The 21751-nt window shown below is 58.3% G+C and carries 17 protein-coding genes and 3 tRNA genes; 5 read left to right on the top strand and 15 right to left on the bottom strand.

Annotated elements, in window-relative coordinates:
* Window positions 1-59: 59 nt before the first annotated feature.
* The 4 genes from ACFOZ5_RS07035 to dbpA all read right to left on the bottom strand — a co-directional run bounded on the left by ACFOZ5_RS07035 (window position 60) and on the right by dbpA (window position 5110).
* The gene (locus ACFOZ5_RS07035) at window positions 60-1394 is read right to left on the bottom strand and encodes a sodium ion-translocating decarboxylase subunit beta (protein WP_379886305.1); all 1335 of its coding nucleotides are present in this window, start codon (window positions 1392-1394) and stop codon (window positions 60-62) included.
* A 13-nt stretch (window positions 1395-1407) separates the two neighbouring features.
* Window positions 1408-3210 (bottom strand): sodium-extruding oxaloacetate decarboxylase subunit alpha, encoded by a 1803-nt coding sequence (gene oadA / locus ACFOZ5_RS07030; RefSeq protein WP_379886304.1) that lies wholly within the window; start codon window positions 3208-3210, stop codon window positions 1408-1410.
* A 42-nt stretch (window positions 3211-3252) separates the two neighbouring features.
* Window positions 3253-3504 (bottom strand): OadG family protein, encoded by a 252-nt coding sequence (locus ACFOZ5_RS07025; RefSeq protein ID WP_379886303.1) that lies wholly within the window; start codon window positions 3502-3504, stop codon window positions 3253-3255.
* Window positions 3505-3733: 229 nt separating this feature from the next.
* A complete protein-coding gene (gene dbpA / locus ACFOZ5_RS07020; RefSeq protein ID WP_379886302.1) occupies window positions 3734-5110 on the bottom strand; it encodes an ATP-dependent RNA helicase DbpA in 1377 nt (458 codons plus the stop codon).
* A gap of 102 nt (window positions 5111-5212) precedes the next feature.
* Between dbpA and ACFOZ5_RS07015 the strand changes: the two genes are divergently transcribed.
* Entirely contained in the window at window positions 5213-5752 is a 540-nt protein-coding gene (locus tag ACFOZ5_RS07015) for a DUF2058 domain-containing protein (protein ID WP_379886301.1), read from the top strand.
* 117 nt (window positions 5753-5869) lie between these two features.
* Here ACFOZ5_RS07015 and mrtJ read toward each other — a convergent pair whose 3' ends face one another.
* Window positions 5870-6331 (bottom strand): JDVT-CTERM system glutamic-type intramembrane protease MrtJ, encoded by a 462-nt coding sequence (gene mrtJ, locus ACFOZ5_RS07010; protein WP_379886300.1) that lies wholly within the window; start codon window positions 6329-6331, stop codon window positions 5870-5872.
* A gap of 179 nt (window positions 6332-6510) precedes the next feature.
* Between mrtJ and ACFOZ5_RS07005 the strand changes: the two genes are divergently transcribed.
* Window positions 6511-6939, top strand: coding sequence for a hypothetical protein (locus ACFOZ5_RS07005; protein ID WP_379886299.1), 429 nt, complete (start codon window positions 6511-6513; stop codon window positions 6937-6939).
* A gap of 75 nt (window positions 6940-7014) precedes the next feature.
* On the opposite strand, the gene ACFOZ5_RS07000 is transcribed toward ACFOZ5_RS07005, so the two are convergent.
* From ACFOZ5_RS07000 to alaS, 8 genes are all read right to left on the bottom strand, one after another.
* A complete protein-coding gene (locus ACFOZ5_RS07000) occupies window positions 7015-8703 on the bottom strand; it encodes a choice-of-anchor F family protein (RefSeq protein ID WP_379886297.1) in 1689 nt (562 codons plus the stop codon).
* A 629-nt stretch (window positions 8704-9332) separates the two neighbouring features.
* Window positions 9333-10784: an alpha/beta hydrolase gene (locus ACFOZ5_RS06995; protein WP_379886296.1), complete on the bottom strand. Its 1452-nt coding sequence runs from the start codon at window positions 10782-10784 to the stop codon at window positions 9333-9335.
* 641 nt (window positions 10785-11425) lie between these two features.
* A tRNA-Arg gene (locus ACFOZ5_RS06990) sits at window positions 11426-11502 on the bottom strand.
* Window positions 11503-11781: 279 nt separating this feature from the next.
* Window positions 11782-11858 (bottom strand) — tRNA-Arg (locus ACFOZ5_RS06985).
* 158 nt (window positions 11859-12016) lie between these two features.
* Window positions 12017-12106, bottom strand: a tRNA-Ser gene (locus ACFOZ5_RS06980).
* A 169-nt stretch (window positions 12107-12275) separates the two neighbouring features.
* On the bottom strand, window positions 12276-12476 hold the full coding sequence (gene csrA, locus ACFOZ5_RS06975) for a carbon storage regulator CsrA (protein ID WP_189573723.1): 201 nt from the start codon (window positions 12474-12476) through the stop codon (window positions 12276-12278).
* Between the two features lie 186 nt (window positions 12477-12662).
* The gene (locus ACFOZ5_RS06970; RefSeq protein WP_379886295.1) at window positions 12663-13895 is read right to left on the bottom strand and encodes an aspartate kinase; all 1233 of its coding nucleotides are present in this window, start codon (window positions 13893-13895) and stop codon (window positions 12663-12665) included.
* A 172-nt stretch (window positions 13896-14067) separates the two neighbouring features.
* Window positions 14068-16698 (bottom strand): alanine--tRNA ligase, encoded by a 2631-nt coding sequence (gene alaS / locus ACFOZ5_RS06965; RefSeq protein ID WP_379886294.1) that lies wholly within the window; start codon window positions 16696-16698, stop codon window positions 14068-14070.
* Window positions 16699-16828: 130 nt separating this feature from the next.
* Here alaS and ACFOZ5_RS06960 point away from each other — a divergent pair, with 130 nt between their 5' ends.
* Window positions 16829-17365 carry an RDD family protein gene (locus ACFOZ5_RS06960; protein WP_379886293.1) on the top strand — a complete coding sequence of 179 codons (537 nt, stop codon included), beginning with the start codon at window positions 16829-16831 and terminating at the stop codon, window positions 17363-17365.
* Window positions 17366-17377: 12 nt separating this feature from the next.
* Here ACFOZ5_RS06960 and lptG read toward each other — a convergent pair whose 3' ends face one another.
* Together lptG and lptF are read right to left on the bottom strand one after the other, a co-directional pair.
* Complete coding sequence (gene lptG, locus ACFOZ5_RS06955; protein ID WP_379886292.1) at window positions 17378-18439, bottom strand: LPS export ABC transporter permease LptG; 1062 nt, start codon at window positions 18437-18439, stop codon at window positions 17378-17380.
* On the bottom strand, window positions 18426-19535 hold the full coding sequence (lptF, locus tag ACFOZ5_RS06950; RefSeq protein ID WP_379886291.1) for an LPS export ABC transporter permease LptF: 1110 nt from the start codon (window positions 19533-19535) through the stop codon (window positions 18426-18428). The genes lptG and lptF overlap by 14 nt, the downstream gene beginning before the upstream one ends.
* A gap of 192 nt (window positions 19536-19727) precedes the next feature.
* On the opposite strand from lptF, the gene ACFOZ5_RS06945 reads away from it, so the two are divergent.
* Both ACFOZ5_RS06945 and ACFOZ5_RS06940 read left to right on the top strand, forming a co-directional pair.
* On the top strand, window positions 19728-21221 hold the full coding sequence (locus ACFOZ5_RS06945; protein WP_379886290.1) for a leucyl aminopeptidase: 1494 nt from the start codon (window positions 19728-19730) through the stop codon (window positions 21219-21221).
* Window positions 21208-21690, top strand: coding sequence for a DNA polymerase III subunit chi (locus ACFOZ5_RS06940; RefSeq protein ID WP_379886289.1), 483 nt, complete (start codon window positions 21208-21210; stop codon window positions 21688-21690). The genes ACFOZ5_RS06945 and ACFOZ5_RS06940 overlap by 14 nt, the downstream gene beginning before the upstream one ends.
* Window positions 21691-21751 lie beyond the last annotated feature (61 nt).

The following is a 21751-nucleotide window of genomic DNA, read 5'->3' as shown; positions in this document are numbered from 1 at the left end:
AAAAAAAGCCCCGAAAGACTCAATGTCTCTCGGGGCTTTCAGGCTACCAGCTACAGCAATCAGCCAAGCAGCTTGATCATGACACCGGCAGCTACCGCAGAGCCGATAACACCGGCCACGTTCGGACCCATGGCGTGCATCAGCAGGAAGTTCTGCGGGTTGGCCTCAAGGCCTACCTTGTTGGATACCCGTGCTGCCATCGGCACCGCAGATACCCCGGCAGAACCGATCAGCGGGTTGATCTTCTCTTTTACCAGGGCGTTCATCAGCTTCGCCATCAGAACACCACAGGCGGTGCCTACACCGAAGGCCACGATACCCAGCGCCAGAATACCCAGGGTCTGCGCGTCCAGGAACTTGTCGGCCATCAGCTTGGAACCAACGGACAGACCAAGGAAGATCGTCGTGATGTTGATCAGGGCGTTCTGGGCGGTATCACTCAGACGCTCGACAACACCACATTCCTTCATCAGGTTACCGAAGCAGAACATACCCAGCAGCGGTGCGGCGTCCGGCAGGAACAGGACGACAGCAATCAGCACAACCAGCGGGAAGACGATCTTCTCTTTCCTGCTCACCGGACGCAGCTGACTCATCTTGATGGCCCGCTCCTTCTGGGAAGTCAGAGCCTTCATGATTGGCGGCTGGATCATTGGCACCAGAGCCATATAGGCATAGGCCGATACCGCAATCGCACCAAGCAGGTGGGGAGCCAGTACACTGGACACGTAGATGGACGTCGGGCCATCTGCGCCACCGATGATACCGATAGCCGCTGCTTCCAGGATGGTGAAATCCAGGATACCCAGCCAGTCAAGCAGCGCGGCACCCAACACGGTACCAAAGATACCGAACTGGGCAGCAGCGCCCAGCAGCATGGTTTTCGGGTTAGCCAGCAGAGGACCGAAGTCGGTCATGGCACCAACGCCCATGAAAATGACCAACGGCCCGATGGTGCTGCCGATAACAACCGAGTAGAAGTTGTAGAGCATGCCATTGCCATACCCGAAATCCTGGGCAATCGAATTGGCCATTGCCATTTCGGAGTAGCTGGCCTCTTTCACGGCCACCTTGAACGCGTCTTTCAGCTCGGGCGTGATTGCCTGCCCGGCCTGGTAAGCCACGTCCAGAGGCGCTGCCAGCGCTGCCAGAATTTCCGTGCCACCATCCTTCAATGCGAAGTGAATGGCATTTTCCGCCGCAGTCAGGGCAAGCCCTGCCTCCGGGATATTCGCCAGAATGCCACCGAAGCCAATCGGCACCAGCAGCAACGGCTCAAAGCCCTTGCGGATCGCAAGGAACAGCAGCAGCAGGCCGACGAGAATCATGATCGTCTGGCCGGCCGTTATGTTGAACAGGCCACTGCCTGTCCAGAGCGTTAGTAATTTATCCATGGAATGCTGGCCCTTATGCGATTGTCAGCATTTCATCATCAGGGGATACGGCATCACCGACCTTGACGAAGACTTCACCGACGGTGCCGGATTTGTTGGCGCGAACCTCGGTTTCCATTTTCATGGCCTCGAGGATAATCACCACATCACCTTCTTCCACCTGATCCCCGGGGGATACGTGAACCTTGAAGATGTTGCCACCCAACGGCGCAACCAGGGCCTCTCCCTCGCCAGCAGCCGGCATTGCCGCAGCGGCAACAGGTGCGGAACCACCAGCTGCACCGCCCTTGGCTTCGATCTGGCTGATCTCGCCACCTTCGGACACGGCAACCACGTAGTCCTTGTTGTTGACGGTGACCGTGTAGGTTTCAGGACCGGCCGCCTTCTTCGCAGCAGCAGCAGCAGGAGCCACATCATCGGCACTGGGCACCGGCTCAAACGCATCCGGGTTATCACGGTTCTCAAGGAACTTCAGGCCGATCTGCGGGAACAGAGCGTAGGTGAGCACGTCATCCACTGCCTGGTCCGCCAGCCTGATGTTCTTCTCTTCGGCGAGCTTTTTCAGCTCATCGGTCAGCTTGTCCATTTCCGGCTCGATCAGGTCCGCCGGACGACAGGTCACAGGCTCTTTGCCGTCCAGAACCCGCTCCTGCAGCTCTTTATTGAACTGGGATGGCGCTGCACCGTACTCACCCTTCAGGATGGCGGCGGTCTCCTTGGAGATCGACTTGTAGCGCTCGCCGGTCAGAACATTCAGTACCGCCTGGGTACCAACGATCTGGGACGTGGGAGTTACCAGCGGGATAAAGCCCAGGTCTTCGCGAACCTTGGGAATTTCCGCCAGAACCTCATCGAACTTGTCGGTGGCGTTCTGCTCGCGGAGCTGGTTCTCCATGTTGGTCAGCATACCGCCGGGCACCTGGGCAATCAGGATGCGGGAGTCAGTGCCGCGCAGGCTGCCTTCAAACTTGCCATACTTCTTGCGCACCTGACGGAAGTAACTCGCGATTTCTTCCAGAAGCTCCAGATCCAGCCCGGTGTCGCGTTCGGTGCCTTCAAGGATGGCCACCACGGCTTCGGTGGGCGAGTGGCCATAGGTCATGCTCATGGAAGAGATGGCGGTATCCACGTTGTCGATACCCGCCTCGGCGGCCTTGATGGCGGTGGCGGTAGACATGCCGGTGGTCGCATGGCACTGCATGTGGATGGGAACATCCAGCTCTTTCTTCAGGCGGCTGACCAGCTCATAGGCCACGTAAGGCTTGAGGATACCGGCCATGTCCTTGATGGCGATGGAGTCCGCGCCCATATCGGCCACTTCCTTGGCCAGCTCTACCCACATATCGACGGTGTGCACCGGACTGGTGGTATAGGCGATGGTGCCCTGGGCATGCTTGCCGGTCTTGCGAACCGCCTTGATGGCGCGATCCATGTTACGGGGATCGTTCATGGCGTCGAAGATCCGGAACACGTCAACGCCGTTCTCGGCGGCACGTTCGCAGAACCGGTCTACCACGTCATCCGCGTAGTGACGGTAACCCAGCAGGTTCTGGCCACGCAGCAGCATTTGCTGTTGCGTATTCGGCATGGCTTTTTTCAGCTCCCGGATCCGCTCCCACGGATCCTCGCCCAGGTAGCGGATACAGGAGTCAAACGTTGCTCCACCCCAGGATTCCAATGACCAGAAGCCAACCTTGTCGAGCTTCTCGGCAATCGGCAGCATGTCGTCCAGGCGCATGCGAGTTGCCAGCAGGGACTGGTGTGCATCCCGCAGGATAACATCCGTAATCCCCAGTGGTTTCTTGGTGTCAGTCATCGTGTCAGCCTTCTGTTAAAAGGTTCTAGTGTTCTGCGCCGGTCACTTCTTGTGGCGGGACCGGTATTGTGCAATCGCTTGTTTTATTGCTTCCGCCGTATCGGGATCAACCGGGGCGGGTGCAGACGCTTTGGCACGTGGCGTCCTGGCCGGTGTAGCCGGCTCGGGCGGCGCGAATCGGCCAATGATTTTCGACATGAGCAGCGTTGCGAATACCAGGATAACCAGGAATACGAACACGAAACCCATGCCTGCGATCATCAGGTCGATCGCCTGTGACATCAGCTCACTCATAACATGTGCTACCTGTGTTGAATTAGATGATTCTTCCTCTGGCAGTGTCTTTCAGACGCTGTCCAGGTCAAATGAAAACCATTGCCAGAGGCAAAATCCTGCGTAATTTACCGTTTTATGTCTGGGGGAGCAACAAATCCCCCATCTATAACGCCGCATATCTTCAGCATTTCACAAAACACAATCGGCAGAACCACGTATCAGTCTTGCACGATGACTGCTGCTCTGCCTACACAACCTTCACCCGGAACTTCCTGCCCTTCACGCGCCCCTCCTCAAGTCGCCTGAGTGCCTTGCTCGCCATCGCCGCCTCTACCGCCACAAAACTCTGGAACGGCTGGATATGGATTTTGCCCACCACCTTGCCCGGAAGCCCGGCCTCCCCCGTCAGAGCCCCGAGGATATCCCCCGGCCTTACCTTGTCCTTCTTGCCGCCGGCAATGCACAAGGTGACGTACCGGGACCGGGGCGGAGCCAGCGGAACGTTCAGCAGGTCATCGACTGGCAGCGGCTCGATTGTCTCACCGGTTGCCTGCTCCAGCCGGGTGATCTTGTGGCCGTGGGCCGGGGTGAAGAAGGTAACCGCCAGCCCCTCGCGACCGGCGCGGCCAGTGCGGCCGATCCGATGGGTATGGGTCTCCGATGAGCGTGCAGGCTCAAGATTGACCACCAGCGGCAGATCGTCAATATCCAGCCCACGGGCAGCCACATCGGTCGCCACCAGCACAGTGCAGCTCTGGCTGGCAAAGCGGATCAGCACCAGATCCCGTTCCTTCTGGTCCATGTCGCCATGCAGCGGACTGGCACTGAACCCCCTTTCGCTCAGCGAAGCGGCTACCGTATCGCAGTCCTGCCTGGTGGCGCAGAACACCAGGCACCCCGAAGGCTGCTGCTCTGACAGGAGGCCAGTGAGCGCATCCAGTTCCTGACCGGGGGCCAATTCGTAGAACCTCTGCCGGATATCAGGCGCCGTCTCTTTGTCATCAGAAACCGTCAGGCTGACCGGATCACGCTGATACCGGCCACTCAGCTTGCGGATCTGGTCGGGCCAGGTGGCGGAGAAAAGCAGGGTCTGGCGATGTTCCGGACAGCGGGAAACGATGGACTCCACCGCTTCCTGGAAGCCCATATCCAGCATGCGGTCCGCCTCATCAAGGACCAGCATCTGCACACGGTCCAGTGATAGTGTGCCCTTGTCGAGATGGTCCTGAATCCGACCGGGTGTCCCCACGACTATATGGGCGCCGTGACTGAGTGAACCGATCTGCGGCCCCAGCGGCGTTCCCCCGCACAGGGTCAGGATCTTGATATTGTGCCTCGCCCTGGCCAGTTCCCTGAGTGCGCTGGCCACCTGGTCCGCCAGTTCCCGCGTCGGGCATAGCACCAGGCCCTGCACCGAAAACCGCTTCACATCCAGCCGCTCCACCATCCCGATACCAAAGGCAGCCGTCTTGCCGGACCCGGTACGGGCCATGGCAATGACGTCACGACCCTCCAGCACGGCAGGGACCGTCACCTCCTGTATCGGGGTTGGCGCTTCAAAGCCAAGCGTCTTCAGGTTGTCGAGCATGGCGCTGGACAGGCCGGGAATCTGGAATGCAGTCATGGGGTAATCCGGATCGATAGAATGGAGGTTACGGTAAGGGCGCCGAGGCGCTTATAATACCGGAAACTCGCCTTCAATTCAGAAACGCCGACGGAAGCAAGCATGGCATCACTTCAGGACCAACTGCTCAAGGCTGGCCTTGCCGACGAGAAGAAACTCAAGGCCCACCAGAAAGAAAAGAAAAAGCAGCGCAAGCAACAACCAAAGGGCGCCGTCCAGCAGGACGAAACCAAACTCCGCGCGCAGAAAGCACGGGAGGAGAAAGCCGAGCGCGACCGCCAGCTCAACCAGCAACGCAATGAGGAAGCCCGCCGCAAGGCCATTGCCGCCCAGATTCGTCAGCTGGTGGAAAGCAATCGTCTTGACCGAAACCGTTGCGACACGGACTACCAGTTTGTCCATGGCAAGAAGATCAAGAAGATCCTGGTAGACGACACCATGACTGACCAGCTCTCACGGGGGCGGCTTGCCGTGGTGTTTGTGGATGAACGTTATGAGGTGGTGCCGGAGCCGGTGGCCCGCAAGATCATGGAACGGGATGAGGATTCCGTGGTCGTGCTGCACGAGCGCGCGCAGCAGGCGGACCAGGATGAAGACGATCCGTATGCAGGGTACGAGATTCCGGATGACCTGATGTGGTAACCGGTTGCAGACAGCGCCAGGAGACCATCTCAGGCACCCTGCCCCGGCCATCACTCCGGGGCTAAACCAAACCCTGGCGATTACCGGTCACCAGACGTCCGTTATTCCAGGCCCCGTTCAGGGCATACCAGCTGCAAGGAACGTCCCGTTGAAAAGTACATGCAAAAAAACGGGCACCCCAATCCCCTGATAACGTTCCCGGAAATACCCTAACACCAATGAAGGCAGCGCCACCGCCACAGCCCACCCCAAAGGCTGGTTCATGAGGTGGAGCAGGACAAATAACGCGCTTGTCACCACATTTGCCGCACTGATACCACTGAATGACCTGGCAAAGAATGGCCGGCGCAGAAGCTCCCCCTGGATTACGCCCCGGAACAGCACCTCCTCCACCAGGGGATAAATCAGCAGGAAACCTGAAAGTGTCATTGCATCACTGAGATAGCCGGCGGCAAAACCATCCGGTAACAGCCAGTGCATCAACATGCCGATTACTGCGGTGAACACAAGCAGCACCAGAACCTGGCCATCTCGCCAGGGCCTGGAAGCTCCAGCCTCATTTACGCCATACCAGGTCATCAACGGGGTTCCCTTCATTTCAGTAATCCAGTTTCAGGGAATCCTGGCCCATTGACAACGTTGACAATCCGGTACCGTCGCGCTGCGGCGTAAGAGGCGCATAGGTATGAATGCCAACACCCCCTACCCTGGAGATTGATCTAGACTCAAAGAGTTGTAACAGGCTCAGGAGCCAACCCATGACTATGACAAGATCGTTCGTTCATACTGCCGGCATCGCGCTGCTTGTCGGCATGGTCAGTATGCCACTGGCCGCACAGGAAGATGAGCCGGTTTTCGGTCAGCAACTGATGACCCAGCAGGAATTGCGGGAACATCGTCAGACCATGCGCGGCTTCAATACCAATGAAGAACGGGCCCAGTACCGCGAGCTTCATCGTGAGCGCATGCTGGAGCGTGCTCGCGAGCGCGGCGTTGAGCTCGGCAATGGTCCGGGCCAGGGCATGAGACAAGGCCAGGGAGCCGCTCAGGGACAAGGAATGGGGCAAGGTCAGGGCAACCGACAGGGTATGGGAGCGGGCCAGGGTAACCGCCAGAACAAGCAAGGCACTGGCGGTGGCCAGGATTACCAGCCAGAAGGTTCCGGCCAGGGTGGCGGTAACCGATAAACCTCGCCAACCATAAAAAACGGGGCTGATCTCCAGCCCCGTTTTCATTTATGCCTTTACTGACCTTTTGCAGACTCAGGCATCAGTACGACGTTTCCGCGCCCACAGCCCCGCCAGCGCGAGCAGCACCATGCCAGGCAGTACCGGATCAAACGGCGAGCCCGGTCCACCAACGGTGCAGCCGCCACCACCACTGCTACTGGACTGCGGTGTCGGTGTTTCCGGAATCGCCGGATCATCAACAAGCTCGTTCAGACCGGTGACTCGCATCGTGAACGTACAGCTTGTCTCGGTACCATCACTGGTACAGGTAGGCCAGGAGGCCGTATCGGCAACATTGATGATCGTATTCAGGTTCACGTTGGCCAGGTCTTCAACCGCACCCTGAACGTAACCGGCAACACGCACCAGTTCACCCTCTGAGACGTTAATCATCTCGTTCATTTCTTCGAGGGTCATCGTTGAGCCGTCTGCCAACTCGTAAAGACCTTCATCGCCAGCATCCGGGAGCCAGGTAGCGAGAGTGGAACCATCGGTGGTGTCTTTGACGGTTGGGGGATTATCCGCCCAGGTTTCGAAGTCAGCGATCGTTACCGCCTCACCGTCGATTAACACCCTGAAAGTGCCGTCGTAAAGATCAGCTGCAGTCTGGCTGGTCAGCAACAATGCGTCTTGCACCGCATCTTCCGGATCACCTTCGTCCAGTGTCGCAACTACTGGTCGCACATTGCTCAGATCATAGATGGTCGTATTATTGCCTTCGGCATCGAAGGAGGCCCCATTGGGGTCATAGGCGGTGGCAGAGACTTCGGCCGTCCCACTGCCATCCAGAAGCACAGCATCGACCAGCACATCCTGAAGATCCTTCCTGTTGGTTTGCCAGTCTGTGCCATCATTCCAGGCCAACAGGATTGAGTCGTTGGCCGGGTTACCGTCGTGGTCGATAAACCAGCCCGTTGGTACGTTGGCCAGGGCATTCCAGTCACCAAACAGCCCCGAATACTCGGTTGGGATCACACCATCCGTTTCCATGGTGTCCTCATCCGAGGCGGTAGTGCCTTCTGTGAACAAAGCAATATCTGTGCTGAAGAATGGTAGGCCTTCCACCCGACTGCCACCGAACAAACCACCGGGATACTTGCCGATGGGGCCAACAGAGAGCTTGCTGGCCCCGTCAGCAGCCATGCCAAACGACAAACCATCTTCCGCTGACGACGGTGTGAACTCGTTGCCCACGCCAAAACCGGTTTCAATCCGGAATGCCTTGAGGCCCCCCTCCACTGAGTTAGTGGTATCCGTCAGGTTGGAGAACTTGCCGATCACCCGATACAGTTTCGAAGCATCATCGGCGGACACATTGAATACAAGATCAATGGGGCCGTTGGTTTCCGTTGTCTTCAGCTTGAAGCGCTTTCCGGAATCACCAGGCGCCTGGCAATTAACCTCGAGATCAGGCTGGGCCATGATGCAGCCGGCGAACTGATAAACCTGCTCATCAATGGTGCCGTTGAAGACCTCGTTATAGACCGAGAGCCCCAGTCCAATATCGCCACTGTCATTAACCGGGTCGAGCCAGCCGAAGCTCGCAGTACCCGCTGTATCGGTATAGATCAATGTCTTGCCTTCCACTGGCGGGACAGCGAGGTTATCGGTGTTGACGCTGTCTACGGTTGCCGCGAACACTGCTGGCGCAACACCCAGAGCCGAACACATAACCGCACAGGCCAGCGGTTGCCTCACAAACCGTCTCGTCATTATTGTCATAGAGCTTACCTTTGGGATGTCAGATTTTTGGATACCACGGCACTAACGTTAGATAGGGATCGCATGAATAATAAAATAACTTTTAAGAATAAGCGACAAGCGGATAAGATTCAGATGAGTTTATTACTCATGGCGACGAGAGTGGTTTAAACCGGACATTGCTCGCCGTTAGCGTTAAATAATCGAAAGAACGCAAGTTTGTTAACTTTTCGCCACTTTATGACGTACAAGGAGTGCCCCTCATATCGGTACAGATACTGGCCAGGAGACCGCGAAACGCTTGAAATGGACTTGGACAGAGGGTGTGACATATTGACGCAGGCATGAAGTGCCCCCAGGAGCGTGGCTTATCTGGGGGTATCAACGAGAGTTCTCACGTCTGGCGCCTGTCTCTCGCACCACCGCGGGGCAGATGCATCAAAGGAAATGGTTTCGGCAACGACGAACTCCCTACCGTCATGCCCAAGGATCTGTTCCGGCCAATCCCGCCAGATAGCACTGATACAAGGCGAAGTGTGAGTAATTGGAAGAGATATAATGGAAAACGCCCCGGTCAGAGGAGGCTCCAGACTAGGGCGTTTAATAGACTTCGATCAGGCCTTCAGGGGGTCAGGCCATCTCATAGTCGGTCAGCGTGAACAGGCTGGCAGTCCAAGTGCTGCTCGCCCCTGAGTACCGTCATTCACAGTGAACTGACAACCGTACTCCGGATCCGCCACAACGGCCGGGTCAAGAACCTCGTCGCCACTGGGCTTTGAACCACCATTCACCCAGGTCAACCAGTCAACAAGCGCTGTACTGATCTCGGTTCCCGTGAAGTCACAATGACTGGGTGCACGAATAGCGCGCTGAACGAGCATGTCTTCCGCGCTGTTCGTGATGGCACGCTCACGATACAGTTGCTGATGCTTGAACGGTACATAGAAGTCACCCAAAGTATGAAGAGTGAGGACCGGTACGTCGAAATCACCCTGGACAAGCGGCAGCCATCGCACGCCGTCATCCCTCAGTGGATTGACACCCGGATCAGCGCTGACCCGGTCGATCGCCTCATTAAAGTTTTCCTCTTCAACCGACATCGGATCACTGTCAGTCCAACGATAGGTCCGCCCGATATTGTCATAAATATTCCGGGCCAGAATACCGGTGATATCTCCCTCACTTCCTCCGGTTCCGAGCACGGCGTACTGCAAGCCGGTACTGGGGAAACCAAAGTCATAGAAAATCGGCCGTTCGCCACCCGTCAACTCCATGGCGATCTGTTTTACCCTTTCGCCGTTCTGGTTGGCTGGCTCCCACGTGATGTTCCCGCTTCCATCGGTCTCGAACAGGCTTACAAGCATGCTTGGGAGGTTTGCCTGGAATTCCTCGTAGGGATCTTCACCAAAACCCGAGAGCTCCTGAACGACTCGTGGATAATCACCTAGCCACTGGAACTGATTCTGCTCGGCCTGACAGAACGGTAAGGCGCCCTTGTAATCCACCGGATAGGCGGTCCGTTCCATGTTCTCCCGCTCAACAGCCGCTGCAGCCGTATGTCCGCCCAGGGAATAACCGGAAATCAACACTTGCTGAGGAGAAGCATAAGCTTGGCCAAAATCTGCCTCGATGTAGTCTGTTACTTCCAATGCCAGCTTGTTGGTATCCTCGATAGCCGCCCGAACGTCATAGTAATTGGCAGAGTAGGACGAGGCTGCCCAAGCATAGCCTGCTCCAAGGACCGTTGCGCGCCATGCCGGGTCCGGCACCGAGACAGCAAGCTCCGTGCCTTCACCACGGTAGCCATGGGTGTACATGACAAGTCCACCCCCATCCCAACCATCGGGGACTTCAGCCGCGTAAACCGCCGGCCCCTGAATACCCTCGTAAGTACCATAATAGGCCGATGCCGACGCTGAGGCCTCAAACGAGATGTCAGCCGCGGGCTCAAAGCTGCGCGTATCATGAACACGCGTAACTTCTGCTTCGCCTCCGCTGTCACTGTCAGTGTCGCTACCACTGCTACTGCCGCCACAACCGGTCAGCATCAGTGCACTTAGTGTCGCAGCCGTAACCGCAAGCCCGAGTTTGTTTTTATTCAAGGTAAACCTCCCACTTTATTGTTTTGTCATGGCTGACAACGAGTTCCGCAATGCGGAATATCATTTTGTACAACCAAGATAGATTAAAAGGCAGGAATGAACATTCTGCGAACACATGAGATACGCACATAGTGCGACTACATGTATCTCGAGTCATTTTTGATAAATATTTGCAATCCTGTGACAAAAACGGATTTTGGTGGGTACCAACGAAAAACGCCTCAGCCAGACGGGTGCTCCAGACTGAGGCGTCTTTATATAATTGGCGCGGCTGGGAGGATTATGCGGGCCTCCGGCCCTTCCCCCTTCGGGGCCGCCGTCGCTGCGCTCCCGCGTTCCTCCGTGCGCTTCGCGCACTACGGTCGAACCTCTATCGGTTCAAATCCTCCCAGTGCACAACGAAAAACGCCTCAGCCAGAGGGGTGCTCCAGACTGAGGCGTCTTTATATAATTGGCGCGGCTGGGAGGATTAGGCGGGCCTGCGGCCCTTCCCCCTTCGGGGCCGCCGTCGCTGCGCTCCCGCGTTCCTCCGTGCGCTGCGCGCACTGCGGTCGAACCTCTATCGGTTCAAATCCTCCCAGTACACAACGAAAAACGCCTCAGCCAGAGGGGTGCTCCAGACTGAGGCGTCTTTATATAATTGGCGCGGCTGGGAGGATTCGAACCTCCGACCGCCTGGTTCGTAGCCAGGTACTCTATCCAGCTGAGCTACAGCCGCGCAAAACCTTGCAATTCTGTTGAGCCATTTTGGGCTCTTGGCCGATCGGACTCCGGAATATGTCTGTGGTCCGGATTTGCGACCGGGTCTTCAATAAGTGGCGCGGCTGGGAGGATTATGCGGGCTTTCAGCCCTTACCCCTTCGGGGCCGCCGTCGCTTCGCTCTGGCGTTCCTCCGTGCGCTGCCGCGCACTACGGTCGAACCTCTTCCGGTTCGAATCCCATCGTACTCCGAAGTTTGTCGCGCTCTCCGGGTTCACGATGCGATAGTTTTATAAGTGGCGCGGCTGGGAGGATTCGAACCTCCGACCGCCTGGTTCGTAGCCAGGTACTCTATCCAGCTGAGCTACAGCCGCGCATCAAACTCTACTGCTCTCGGTCGAACTTGCGACCGCCTGGTTTGTAGCCAGGTGCTTTATCCAGCCGGCCGGCGCCCCGGGGAGCTACAGCCGTGCATCGGTTGATTGCTATCTCAACCTGCTGCCCTTCTTCCCTTTATTTACAATAAAGGAAATGGCGGAGAGGGAGGGATTCGAACCCTCGGTACGATTGCTCGTACGGTTCCTTAGCAGGGAACTGGTTTCAGCCACTCACCCACCTCTCCGTGACAACGGCGCGTATACTACCATAATTTTTCTGTTTTCATAGGGTTGACACGGATTTTTTCTGGCCGACCGCCTCATGCCCCTAATCCACAATGAAAAAACCGCCACACCATTCAGTTGCGGCGGTTTTAAGGGTGATACCGATCCTTGCGAGAGCGGTTATCTCAATCAGCTATTGCCGGGCTCCGGACCTTCCGGGTCGCCCTTTTCGCTTTGAATGCGCTGATAGATTTCTTCACGGTGTACGGCTACTTCTTTCGGCGCGTTAACACCAATACGTACCTGGTTTCCTTTCACACCCAGCACAGTCACGGTGACTTCGTCACCGACCATCAGGGTCTCGCCTACACGGCGGGTCAAGATCAACATGTCCTTTACTCCCTATTCCAGAGCTACCTGTTCCGACTTGAACAATTAATTTCTAACTTATAGAGGGATTTACCAAACCAAAAGTCGAACAATCCCTTACAGGCAATAGTGTGACGACTCGAAAACGGCTTTGGTTCCCTTTTTATAGCGAGACCTTGGCGGACCGACCTGTTTATCCGCCTTATTTCAGGCCTCTGTCTCGGCTGTATGCAGATCAAACGCACTGTGAAGCGCCCTGACTGCCAGCTCAAGATACTTTTCGTCAATCACCACCGAGATCTTGATTTCAGAGGTGGAGATCATACGGATATTGATGCCCTCGTTGGACAACGCCTCAAACATGCGCGTCGCAACCCCGGCATGGGAGCGCATGCCAACGCCGACAATACTGACCTTGGCGATCCTGTCGTCACCGGTTACCTCACGGGCACCCAGTTCAGTGGCCAGTTTTTCCAGAATTTCGCGGGTACGGCGGAAATCGTTGCGATGAACAGTAAACGTGAAATCCGTATGGTTATCAGCACCCACGTTCTGGACAATCATGTCGACTTCGATGTTGGCATCGCTGACCGGCTTGAGTATACGAAGCGCAATGCCGGGTGTATCAGGTACGCCCGATATGGTCAGTTTGGCTTCATCTCGGTTAAATGCAATGCCGGAAACAACCGGTTGTTCCATGGTGCTTTCGTCCTCAAAGGTAATCAGGGTGCCCTCGCCCTCCTGAAAGGAAGATAGCACCCTTAGCGGAACATTGTACTTGCCAGCGAATTCCACGGCCCGTATCTGCAGGACTTTGGAGCCAAGGCTCGCCATCTCGAGCATTTCCTCGAAGGTAATGCGGTCAAGGCGCCGTGCCGTGTCCACCACCCGGGGATCAGTTGTGTAGACACCATCCACATCGGTGTAGATCTGACACTCATCCGCCTTCAGCGCCGCGGCCAGCGCTACCGCCGTGGTGTCGGACCCGCCCCGGCCCAGGGTGGTGATATTGCCGTTCTCATCCACACCCTGAAAGCCCGCGACCACGACGACACGCCCCTTGTCCAGGTCACCACGCATATTGCGCTCGTCTATATCCTGGATGCGCGCTTTGGTGTGGGCGCTGTCAGTCAGGATACGCACCTGGGAACCCGTATAGGAGCGGGCATCACAGCCGCGTTTTTTCAGCGCCATGGCCAGCAGAGCAATAGTGACCTGCTCACCGGTGGACACCAACACATCCATCTCACGGGGGGTAGGTTCCTCCATGATGTCATTGGCGAGCCCAATCAGTCGGTTGGTCTCACCACTCATGGCAGACACCACCACGACAACATCATGCCCCTCGTTACGGAATCGGCAGACCTTGTCGGCGACTGCACCGATCCGCTCGACGGAGCCGACGGATGTACCTCCGAATTTCTGAACCAGCAGAGCCATGTTCTTCCTGAAATTGTCCGGTCAGGGATACCAAGCGGCCCGACCCCGGCAATAACCGGTGTCGGGCCGCCCCAGAAGCCGGGCACCCATGCGCCCGGCCAAAAAAATCGCCGAATTATACACTCGGTTATCGACCAAAAGACAGCCGCGAGCAGGCGATTTCACATTTCATTCAGTCAGTGTTTTCCTCAACCCACGCCGCCACGCCCTCAAGCGCTGCCGGCAGGGCGTCGGGGTTGTTGCCACCACCCTGAGCCATGTCGGGACGGCCGCCGCCCTTGCCATCCACCTGACCCGCAAGGTGCTTCATAAGGTCGCCGGCCTTGATGCGCGAGGTAGCCGACTTGGTGACACCGGCCACCAGGGTAATCTTGCCATCCTCGACACTGGCCAGAACCACCACACCCTCACCCAGCTTGTTCTTGAGCTGGTCGGCGGTTTCCATCAGCGATTTGCGGTCCGCGCCGTCGAGTTGCGCAGCCACCACCTTCAGCCCCTTCACCTCAACCGCAGAACCGGCGAGGTCAGCACCGGCGGAACTCGCCAGCTTGCCCTTGAGTTGCTCAACCTCTTTTTCCAACTGCCGGCTACGATCTATGACGGCCTGCACCTTCTCGACCACCGATTCACGGTTACCCCGGACCAGCTTGCCGACCCGATCGAGGGTCTCCTCGGTTTCGCTTACCCTGCGCAGTGCGCCAAAACCGGTCACCGCCTCAATACGACGGACACCGGCGGAGATTCCGCTCTCAGAGGTGATGCGGAACAAACCTATATCACCGGTGCGTGCGACATGGGTTCCGCCGCACAGTTCAACGGAATAGTCGTCGGCACCCATGCTCAATACCCGAACGGTGTCGCCGTACTTTTCGCCGAACAAGGCCATGGCACCTTTTTCCATGGCGCTGTCCATGTCCATCAGGTCTGTCTGGACCGGCGTATTGGCCAGGATCTGCTCGTTGACCTGATGTTCGATTTCCCGCAACTGGTCATCAGTGAGCGGCTCGAAATGGGAGAAATCAAAGCGCAGCTTGTCCGGGTCTACCAGTGAGCCCTTCTGGCTCACATGCTCGCCCAGCACGTTACGCAGGGCGGCGTGCATCAGGTGCGTGGCGGAGTGGTTCTTCTTGGTGTCTTCGCGACGCTTGTGGTCGATACGGGCATCCACCTCCTGGCCAGCCGTAAACTCGCCCTCCACCACGGTGCCGATATGCAGATGGTTGTCCCCTTCCTTGCGGGTGTCGTTCACCTGGAAGCGGCCACCGCTCCAGGTCAATAGGCCGGTATCACCCACCTGGCCACCGGATTCGGCGTAGAAGGGTGTACGCGCCAGCACAATTATCGCCTCGTCACCGGCTTCGGCCGGCTTTTCCTCGCCCCCCACCAGAACCGTGCGGATGGTTTCATGGCCATCGATACACTCATAGCCGGTGAACTCGGTCTTGCCTTCGATCTCGATACCGGCGGCGTTATAGTCGATGCCGAACTTGCTGGCGGCGCGGGCCCGCTCCCGCTGCTGCTCCATGGCCTTCTCGTAGCCCTCGTAGTCGAGGGTCAGGCCACGCTCACGGGCGATGTCATTGGTCAGGTCCACGGGGAAACCGTAGGTGTCGTACAGGGTGAAAATGGTCTCGCCGGGAATCTCATTGCCCTTCAGGTCGGCAATATCCTGCTCCAGCAGGCGCAGGCCTTTATCGAGGGTCTTGGCGAACTGCTCCTCTTCCTGCAGCAGCACCTTTTCAATCTGTTTCTGACTGCTGCGCAACTGCGGGTAGGCGTCTCCCATCAGGTCCACCAGCGCAGCCACCAGCTTGTAGAAAAAGGAGCCGGACGCGCCCAGCTTGTTACCGTGGCGCGCCGCGCGGCGAATGATGCGGCGCAGCACAAAGCCCCGGCCCTCATTGGACGGCATCACACCGTCAGCGATCAGGAAGGCACAGGAACGGATATGGTCCGCCACCACCCGCAGGGAGGCCTCGGTGGTATCCACGCCACCCAGTACATCCGAAGCCGCCTTCAGCAGATCCTGGAACAGGTCGATTTCGTAGTTGCTGTGCACACCCTGCAATACGGCGGTAATGCGCTCCAGCCCCATGCCGGTGTCCACCGACGGCTTGGGCAGCGGAAGCATCTCGCCATCCGCAGTACGGTTGTACTGCATGAAGACCACGTTCCAGATCTCGATGTAACGGTCGCCGTCTTCTTCCGGGCTGCCGGGGGGGCCGCCGGCCACTTCCGGACCATGGTCGTAGAATATTTCCGAGCAGGGGCCACAGGGGCCGGTGTCACCCATCTGCCAGAAGTTATCGGAGGCGTAGCGGGCACCCTTGTTGTCGCCGATGCGAATGATGCGTTCGGCGGGAACACCGACTTCCTGGTTCCAGATATTGAACGCTTCCTCGTCTTCCGCGTAGACAGTGATCCAGAGCTTTTCCTTTGGCAGTTTCAGCCATTGATCACCAGTGAGGAAGGTCCAGGCAAAGTTGATGGCCTCACGCTTGAAATAGTCACCAAAGCTGAAGTTGCCCAGCATTTCGAAGAAGGTGTGATGGCGGGCGGTATAACCCACGTTCTCCAGGTCGTTGTGCTTGCCCCCTGCCCTGACGCACTTCTGGGAGGTGGTGGCACGAACATAATCACGCTCCTCACGGCCCAGGAAGACATCCTTGAACTGGTTCATACCTGCATTGGTGAACAGCAGCGTGGGGTCGTCGTGTGGGACCAGCGAACTGCTCGGAACAATGGTGTGCCCCTGCTGTTCAAAATACTTGAGAAACGCCTGACGCAACTCTGCCGTTTTCATAGAGCTTTGATACCTTTCCAGAAACACGGGGAATCGTCCCCGGGGCCGCGATTGATTACATGCCTGTGCAAATCCGCTACTCTAGCACACGCCGAAATCAGGAAAAACGTGAAACCACACAGGAGCCCCCATGCCCCGTCGCTTTCATGACGCCGAGGAATTACAGCCACCGGCCTCCGCGCTCAAGCGTGCTCTCGCCATCATCTACGATGGCCTGATCTGCATCGCCGTGCTGCTGGTGGCCACCTGGATCTATACCATGATTGCGGGCTGGGTAACCGGCTGGGAGCGTTACGAACAGATGGCGGAAGCCGGCCAGTTGTCCGGCGACCCGGGGCTGACCTTCGTGCTGTTCCTGGTGCTGTACCTGTTCTTTGCCTACTTCTGGACCCGTGTTGGCCAGACTCTGGGTATGCAGGTCTGGCGCATCCGCATCGAGAATCTCGACGGCACATCGGTAAGCTGGACCCAGGCGCTGCTCCGGTATGGCACCGCGGCTGCCGTCGTTTTCCTCACCATGCTGGCCGGCTATTACATTGGCGCCGTCACTCTGCTGCTGACCGTTCCCGCGATCATCGCACTGTTCTACCCGATCAACGGACTGTCACTCACCGATCGGGCTTCCAACAGCGTGGTAGTGGCAACACCAAAGCCAAAGAAGGCCTGATAACCCGAATATCTATCCGGCCCGGCGCATCAGCCAGGCGCCGACAGCACCATTGATCAGGATAGGGATAAGTATCGCCAACACCGGGTTGAAGCCAAATACCAGGCTCATGGGCCCGAGCAGATCCTGCATGTACTTGAACAGCAGACCAACAATCAACCCGGTGAATACGCGAAAGCCCATGGTGACGGAGCGTAATGGGCCGAAGATAAACGAGATGGCGACAATCACCATCACCCCGGTACCCAATGGCATCAGCACCTTCTTCCAGAACGCCAGCCAGTACTGGCCGGACGTGAGCCCCTGCTGGTCCAGGTAACGGGCGTAGGTATACAGCCCGCCCAGGGGCAGATTCTCCGGCTTGACGACCAGCACACCGAGCACATCCGGCGTCAACCCGCTTTCCCAGCGTTCCTGTGCCACCCGCTCCTGCCGGGTTCCATCACGTGACAGGAATGTCTTGCGGACATCCTGCAGTTGCCAGTAACCACCCTGATAGGTCGCGGTCTCCGCGTAACTGGCGGATACCAGCCAGCGTTCATCGTTGAAACGGAAAAGCGCAACCCCCTGAAGGCCCCCCCCGGGCTTGACCGCGTTCAGGTGGATGAAGGTGTCTCCCTCCCGGTGCCAGACGCCGCCGGAATCAGCAATATTACCAGCACCACCCCGGGCGACTGCCTTCTGGCTCTGGGCCATGCGCTCCGCAGGTGGCGCCACATACTCGCCAATAACCAGGCCAATAAGCACCACGACCAGCGCAGGCTTCATGGCCGACCAGACTATGCGACGAATGGAAACTCCCGCCGCCCGTATCACCGTCAGCTCCGATGAGCTGGCCAAGGCACCCAGCCCCACCAGGGCCCCCATGAAAGCACCCAGCGGCAGATAATCGTAGATTCGCCGCGGCAGGGTCAGCAGCATGTAGATGACCGCCTCAAGGGCCTGGTAATCGTTTCGAGTGTCCTCAAGCTCGGCGATGTAGCCGAAGATCAGGTCCAGTGACAGCACCACCAGCATCACCAGGAACATGGCACCGCCCACGTTGCCCATGATGTAACGGTCAAGCCGGCGCACGATCACCTCCTTCACGCTCAAGCCGGCGCCGGCGCAGCCATGCCGGGCCAAACTGAAGCCAGAGCCCCAGCCCCAGGAACAGCAGGTGCACCCAGGCCATGCCTATCCACTCCGGCACCCGACCGGAGGCCATGGCATCGCGGGCAGCAATCAGCAACCCCAGGTAGAGGATATAGATCATCATCGCAGGCAACAGATGAAAGAACCGCCCCTGGCGAGGATTGACCCGGCTCAGACGTACCGCCAGCAACGTCACCACCGGCACGATCAGGGGCAGTGAAAAACGCCAGTGCAACAGGGCACGCAACTCCGGGTCATCGGAGCGCATCAGGGCGGCGGTGCTCATGCCCTCCTCGTCAATACTGCCTCGCACATCCTGTTCAGCGACCTTGAGCCCGTACGCCTCGAACTCCGTCACCGAGTAGTCCAGCTCCCCGGGCAACCCCAGGAACCGGGCGCCATTCTCCAGCACCAGGAAGCGACTGCCGGTGTCGTCGTCCACGAACTGGGAGCCTTCCTCCGCCACTACCAGACTCAGCTGCTGATCAACCTCCGAATACTCGGCGATGAAGACGCCCTGCAACTTACGCTTGTCCCCACTCAGGGACTGGGTGTAGGTCACCCGTTCACCCTCACCCAGGCTCTGGAAGCGCCCCGGCGCCAGCATCTCGAATTCCGTGGCCTGGCTCTGTTCATTGAAGATACGCTCGACGTTCTTCATGCCCCAGGGCGTCACCCACAGACTCATGGCCCCGACCATCAGCATCACCACAAACCCGGCAACAAGTGTATGGCCAAGCACCTGACGGTCACTGACACCGCAGGCAAACAGCACGGTCATCTCGCTTTCCAGATACATGCGACCATAGGCAAGCAGGATGCCGATAAAGAAACCCAGGGGAAGAATCAGCTCGAGAAAGCCCGGGAAGCGATAGCCCATGATGGCAAACAGCACGTCACCTGACAGCTCACCGGCCGCCGCATCAGCAAGGTACTTGATGAACCTCCCACTCATGAACACCATAAGCAGCACACCGGAAACGGCGAGCATGGTGGCCAGGGTCTGGCGGGTCAGGTAACGAAAAATGATGCTCAAGAACGGCCTCGCAAAGAGCTGTGACGCGCACAATGAATGGGCGCTATTCTATGGAACCTGCTCCGCAAATGACAGGGCATAAACCAACTTCACCTGCCTGCAAAAAACATCTACACGCTTGATAAATCGGGAACAGACCCCGATGCTATAGGGATATCCTTCTCACCCCGCCGACAACCATCAGGAGTCGACATGAATTTCACCCTGAGCAGCAAAGCAATCAGCAGTTCCAAAACCGAATGTCTGGTCGTGGCCGTACCGGAAAAAGGCGACTGGCCCGCCTCCACCACTCAGGCCGACGAGGTCATGGGCGGACAGCTGAAGGCCCTGCACAAAAACGGTGATATCTCTGGCAAGAACGCCAGCACCCTGTTAATCCCCTCCACGGACACCCCGTGGAGCCGGGTACTGGTCGTGGGCACCGGCAAGGACGAGGAACGCAAACCGGCGGACTACCGCAAGGCTCTCATTGCCGCGGCCGGCGTACTCAAGGACAGCCCGGCCAAGGACGCGATCGTGGCACTTGCTGACACACCGCTCAAGGGTGAGGATGCAACCACCTCCGAGGGGGCCAGGCTGAGCCTGATCGGCCGCACCCTGGAGGAGCAGTTCTACACTTTCTTCGACTACAAGAGTGAAAAGCCGCCCAAACGTAAACTCTCCAAAGTCACTGTGCTGGCATCCGGCGCGGGAAAGGCTCTCAAGGACGCCTTCAATCTGGGCCTGGCCACGGGGCGCGGCATGAACTTCACCCGTGACCTGGGCAACACACCCGCTAACGTCTGCCACCCCAGCTGGCTCGCCGACCGGGCGAAGGAACTGGCCAAGTCACATGACGTCATCAAGACCGACGTGCTGGACGAGAAGCAGATGAAGAAGCTGGGCATGAACAGCCTGCTGTCCGTTTCCGCCGGCAGCGCCCAGCCAGCCCGCCTGATCGTCATGGAATACAAGGGCGGCAAGGCCAAGGACAAGCCCTACGTGCTGGTTGGCAAGGGCATTACCTTCGACACCGGCGGCATCAGCCTGAAGCCGGGTGAGGGTATGGACGAGATGAAGTACGACATGGGGGGCGCGGCCGCGGTGTTCGGCACCATGCAGGCCATTGCCGAGACCAAGCCGAAGATCAACGTGGTAGCAGTGGTAGCCGCCGCCGAAAACATGCCCAGCGGCACAGCCACCCGCCCCGGCGACATTGTCACCTCCATGTCCGGCCAGACCATCGAAATCCTCAACACCGATGCCGAAGGCCGCCTGGTCCTGTGTGACGCCCTCACCTTCGTCAAGAAATACGATCCCGAAGTGGTGGTCGACATGGCCACGCTGACCGGCGCCTGCATCATCGCACTGGGCAGCCACGCGACGGGGCTGCTGGCCAATAATGATGATCTGGCCAACGATCTGCTGGCTGCCGGCGAGCGAGCCGGCGACCGTGCCTGGCGCCTGCCGTTGTGGGACGAGTACCAGAGCCAGCTGGACAGCAACTTCGCCGATATGCAGAACATTGGCGGCCGGCCTGCCGGTACCATCACCGCGGCCTGCTTCCTGTCCCGCTTTGCGAAAGACTACCGCTGGGCACACCTGGACATTGCCGGCACCGCCTGGCTGTCCGGCAAGGCCAAGGGTTCTACTGGCCGCCCGGTACCGCTGCTGGTTGACTACCTGATGTCCCATGCCGGCAAGTAACACCACGTCCGGGCGTGCCGGTGAGCCAGGGGATCGTTCCTACTGGTTCCACATCCTCGCCGGAGCCACCCCGGCGGACCGCAACCTCCATGCGGTCCGCCTGGTGGACAAGGCCTGGCAACAGGGGGACCGGGTCTGCATCGTCTGCGATCACTACAGCCATGCCGAGGAGCTGGATGAGCTGCTGTGGAGCTTTACCCCCGAGGCGTTCATTCCCCACAGCATCGTCCCTGACTCGGCCACCCGATGCCCCGACCCCGTGGGCATCCTACTGTGCGAGCCCGTAGCGGACGACTGGGACACGGTAGTTATACTGTCCGCCAGACTGCCGGCAGACGCCGACCGTTTCAGCCGGTTGGCTCTGGTCGCCCACAACGATCCGCAAACCCTGAACACTGCCCGCTCCCAGTTCAAGCAGTTAAGGGCATTGGGCATTGAGCCCAGGGTCCATGACCAGAGAACGCGATAAGCGCCCCGCAGCGTAGTCTCCGCACCGAAAGCCTGCACCACAGTTGAAGCATGCGGGGTGA

This window comes from Marinobacter lacisalsi (assembly GCF_042651045.1).
In the GTDB taxonomy this organism is placed as follows: domain Bacteria; phylum Pseudomonadota; class Gammaproteobacteria; order Pseudomonadales; family Oleiphilaceae; genus Marinobacter; species Marinobacter lacisalsi.
The sequence above is the reverse complement of the archived record's forward strand: the minus strand, read 5'-3'. Positions and strand labels throughout refer to the sequence as shown.

Excerpts from the sequence above, each read along its gene's own strand:
- mrtJ (WP_379886300.1), bottom strand. The coding sequence starts at position 6,331 with ATGACCTGGTATGGCGTAAATGAGGCTGGAGCTTCCAGGCCCTGGCGA.
- ACFOZ5_RS06945 (WP_379886290.1), top strand. The coding sequence starts at position 19,728 with ATGAATTTCACCCTGAGCAGCAAAGCAATCAGCAGTTCCAAAACCGAA.
- csrA (WP_189573723.1), bottom strand. The coding sequence starts at position 12,476 with ATGTTGATCTTGACCCGCCGTGTAGGCGAGACCCTGATGGTCGGTGAC.
- ACFOZ5_RS06960 (WP_379886293.1), top strand. The coding sequence starts at position 16,829 with ATGCCCCGTCGCTTTCATGACGCCGAGGAATTACAGCCACCGGCCTCC.
- ACFOZ5_RS07000 (WP_379886297.1), bottom strand. The coding sequence starts at position 8,703 with ATGACAATAATGACGAGACGGTTTGTGAGGCAACCGCTGGCCTGTGCG.
- ACFOZ5_RS07005 (WP_379886299.1), top strand. The coding sequence starts at position 6,511 with ATGACTATGACAAGATCGTTCGTTCATACTGCCGGCATCGCGCTGCTT.
- ACFOZ5_RS07035 (WP_379886305.1), bottom strand. The coding sequence starts at position 1,394 with ATGGATAAATTACTAACGCTCTGGACAGGCAGTGGCCTGTTCAACATA.
- ACFOZ5_RS06970 (WP_379886295.1), bottom strand. The coding sequence starts at position 13,895 with ATGGCTCTGCTGGTTCAGAAATTCGGAGGTACATCCGTCGGCTCCGTC.
- ACFOZ5_RS06940 (WP_379886289.1), top strand. The coding sequence starts at position 21,208 with ATGCCGGCAAGTAACACCACGTCCGGGCGTGCCGGTGAGCCAGGGGAT.
- oadA (WP_379886304.1), bottom strand. The coding sequence starts at position 3,210 with ATGACTGACACCAAGAAACCACTGGGGATTACGGATGTTATCCTGCGG.
- ACFOZ5_RS07025 (WP_379886303.1), bottom strand. The coding sequence starts at position 3,504 with ATGAGTGAGCTGATGTCACAGGCGATCGACCTGATGATCGCAGGCATG.
- dbpA (WP_379886302.1), bottom strand. The coding sequence starts at position 5,110 with ATGACTGCATTCCAGATTCCCGGCCTGTCCAGCGCCATGCTCGACAAC.
- alaS (WP_379886294.1), bottom strand. The coding sequence starts at position 16,698 with ATGAAAACGGCAGAGTTGCGTCAGGCGTTTCTCAAGTATTTTGAACAG.
- ACFOZ5_RS07015 (WP_379886301.1), top strand. The coding sequence starts at position 5,213 with ATGGCATCACTTCAGGACCAACTGCTCAAGGCTGGCCTTGCCGACGAG.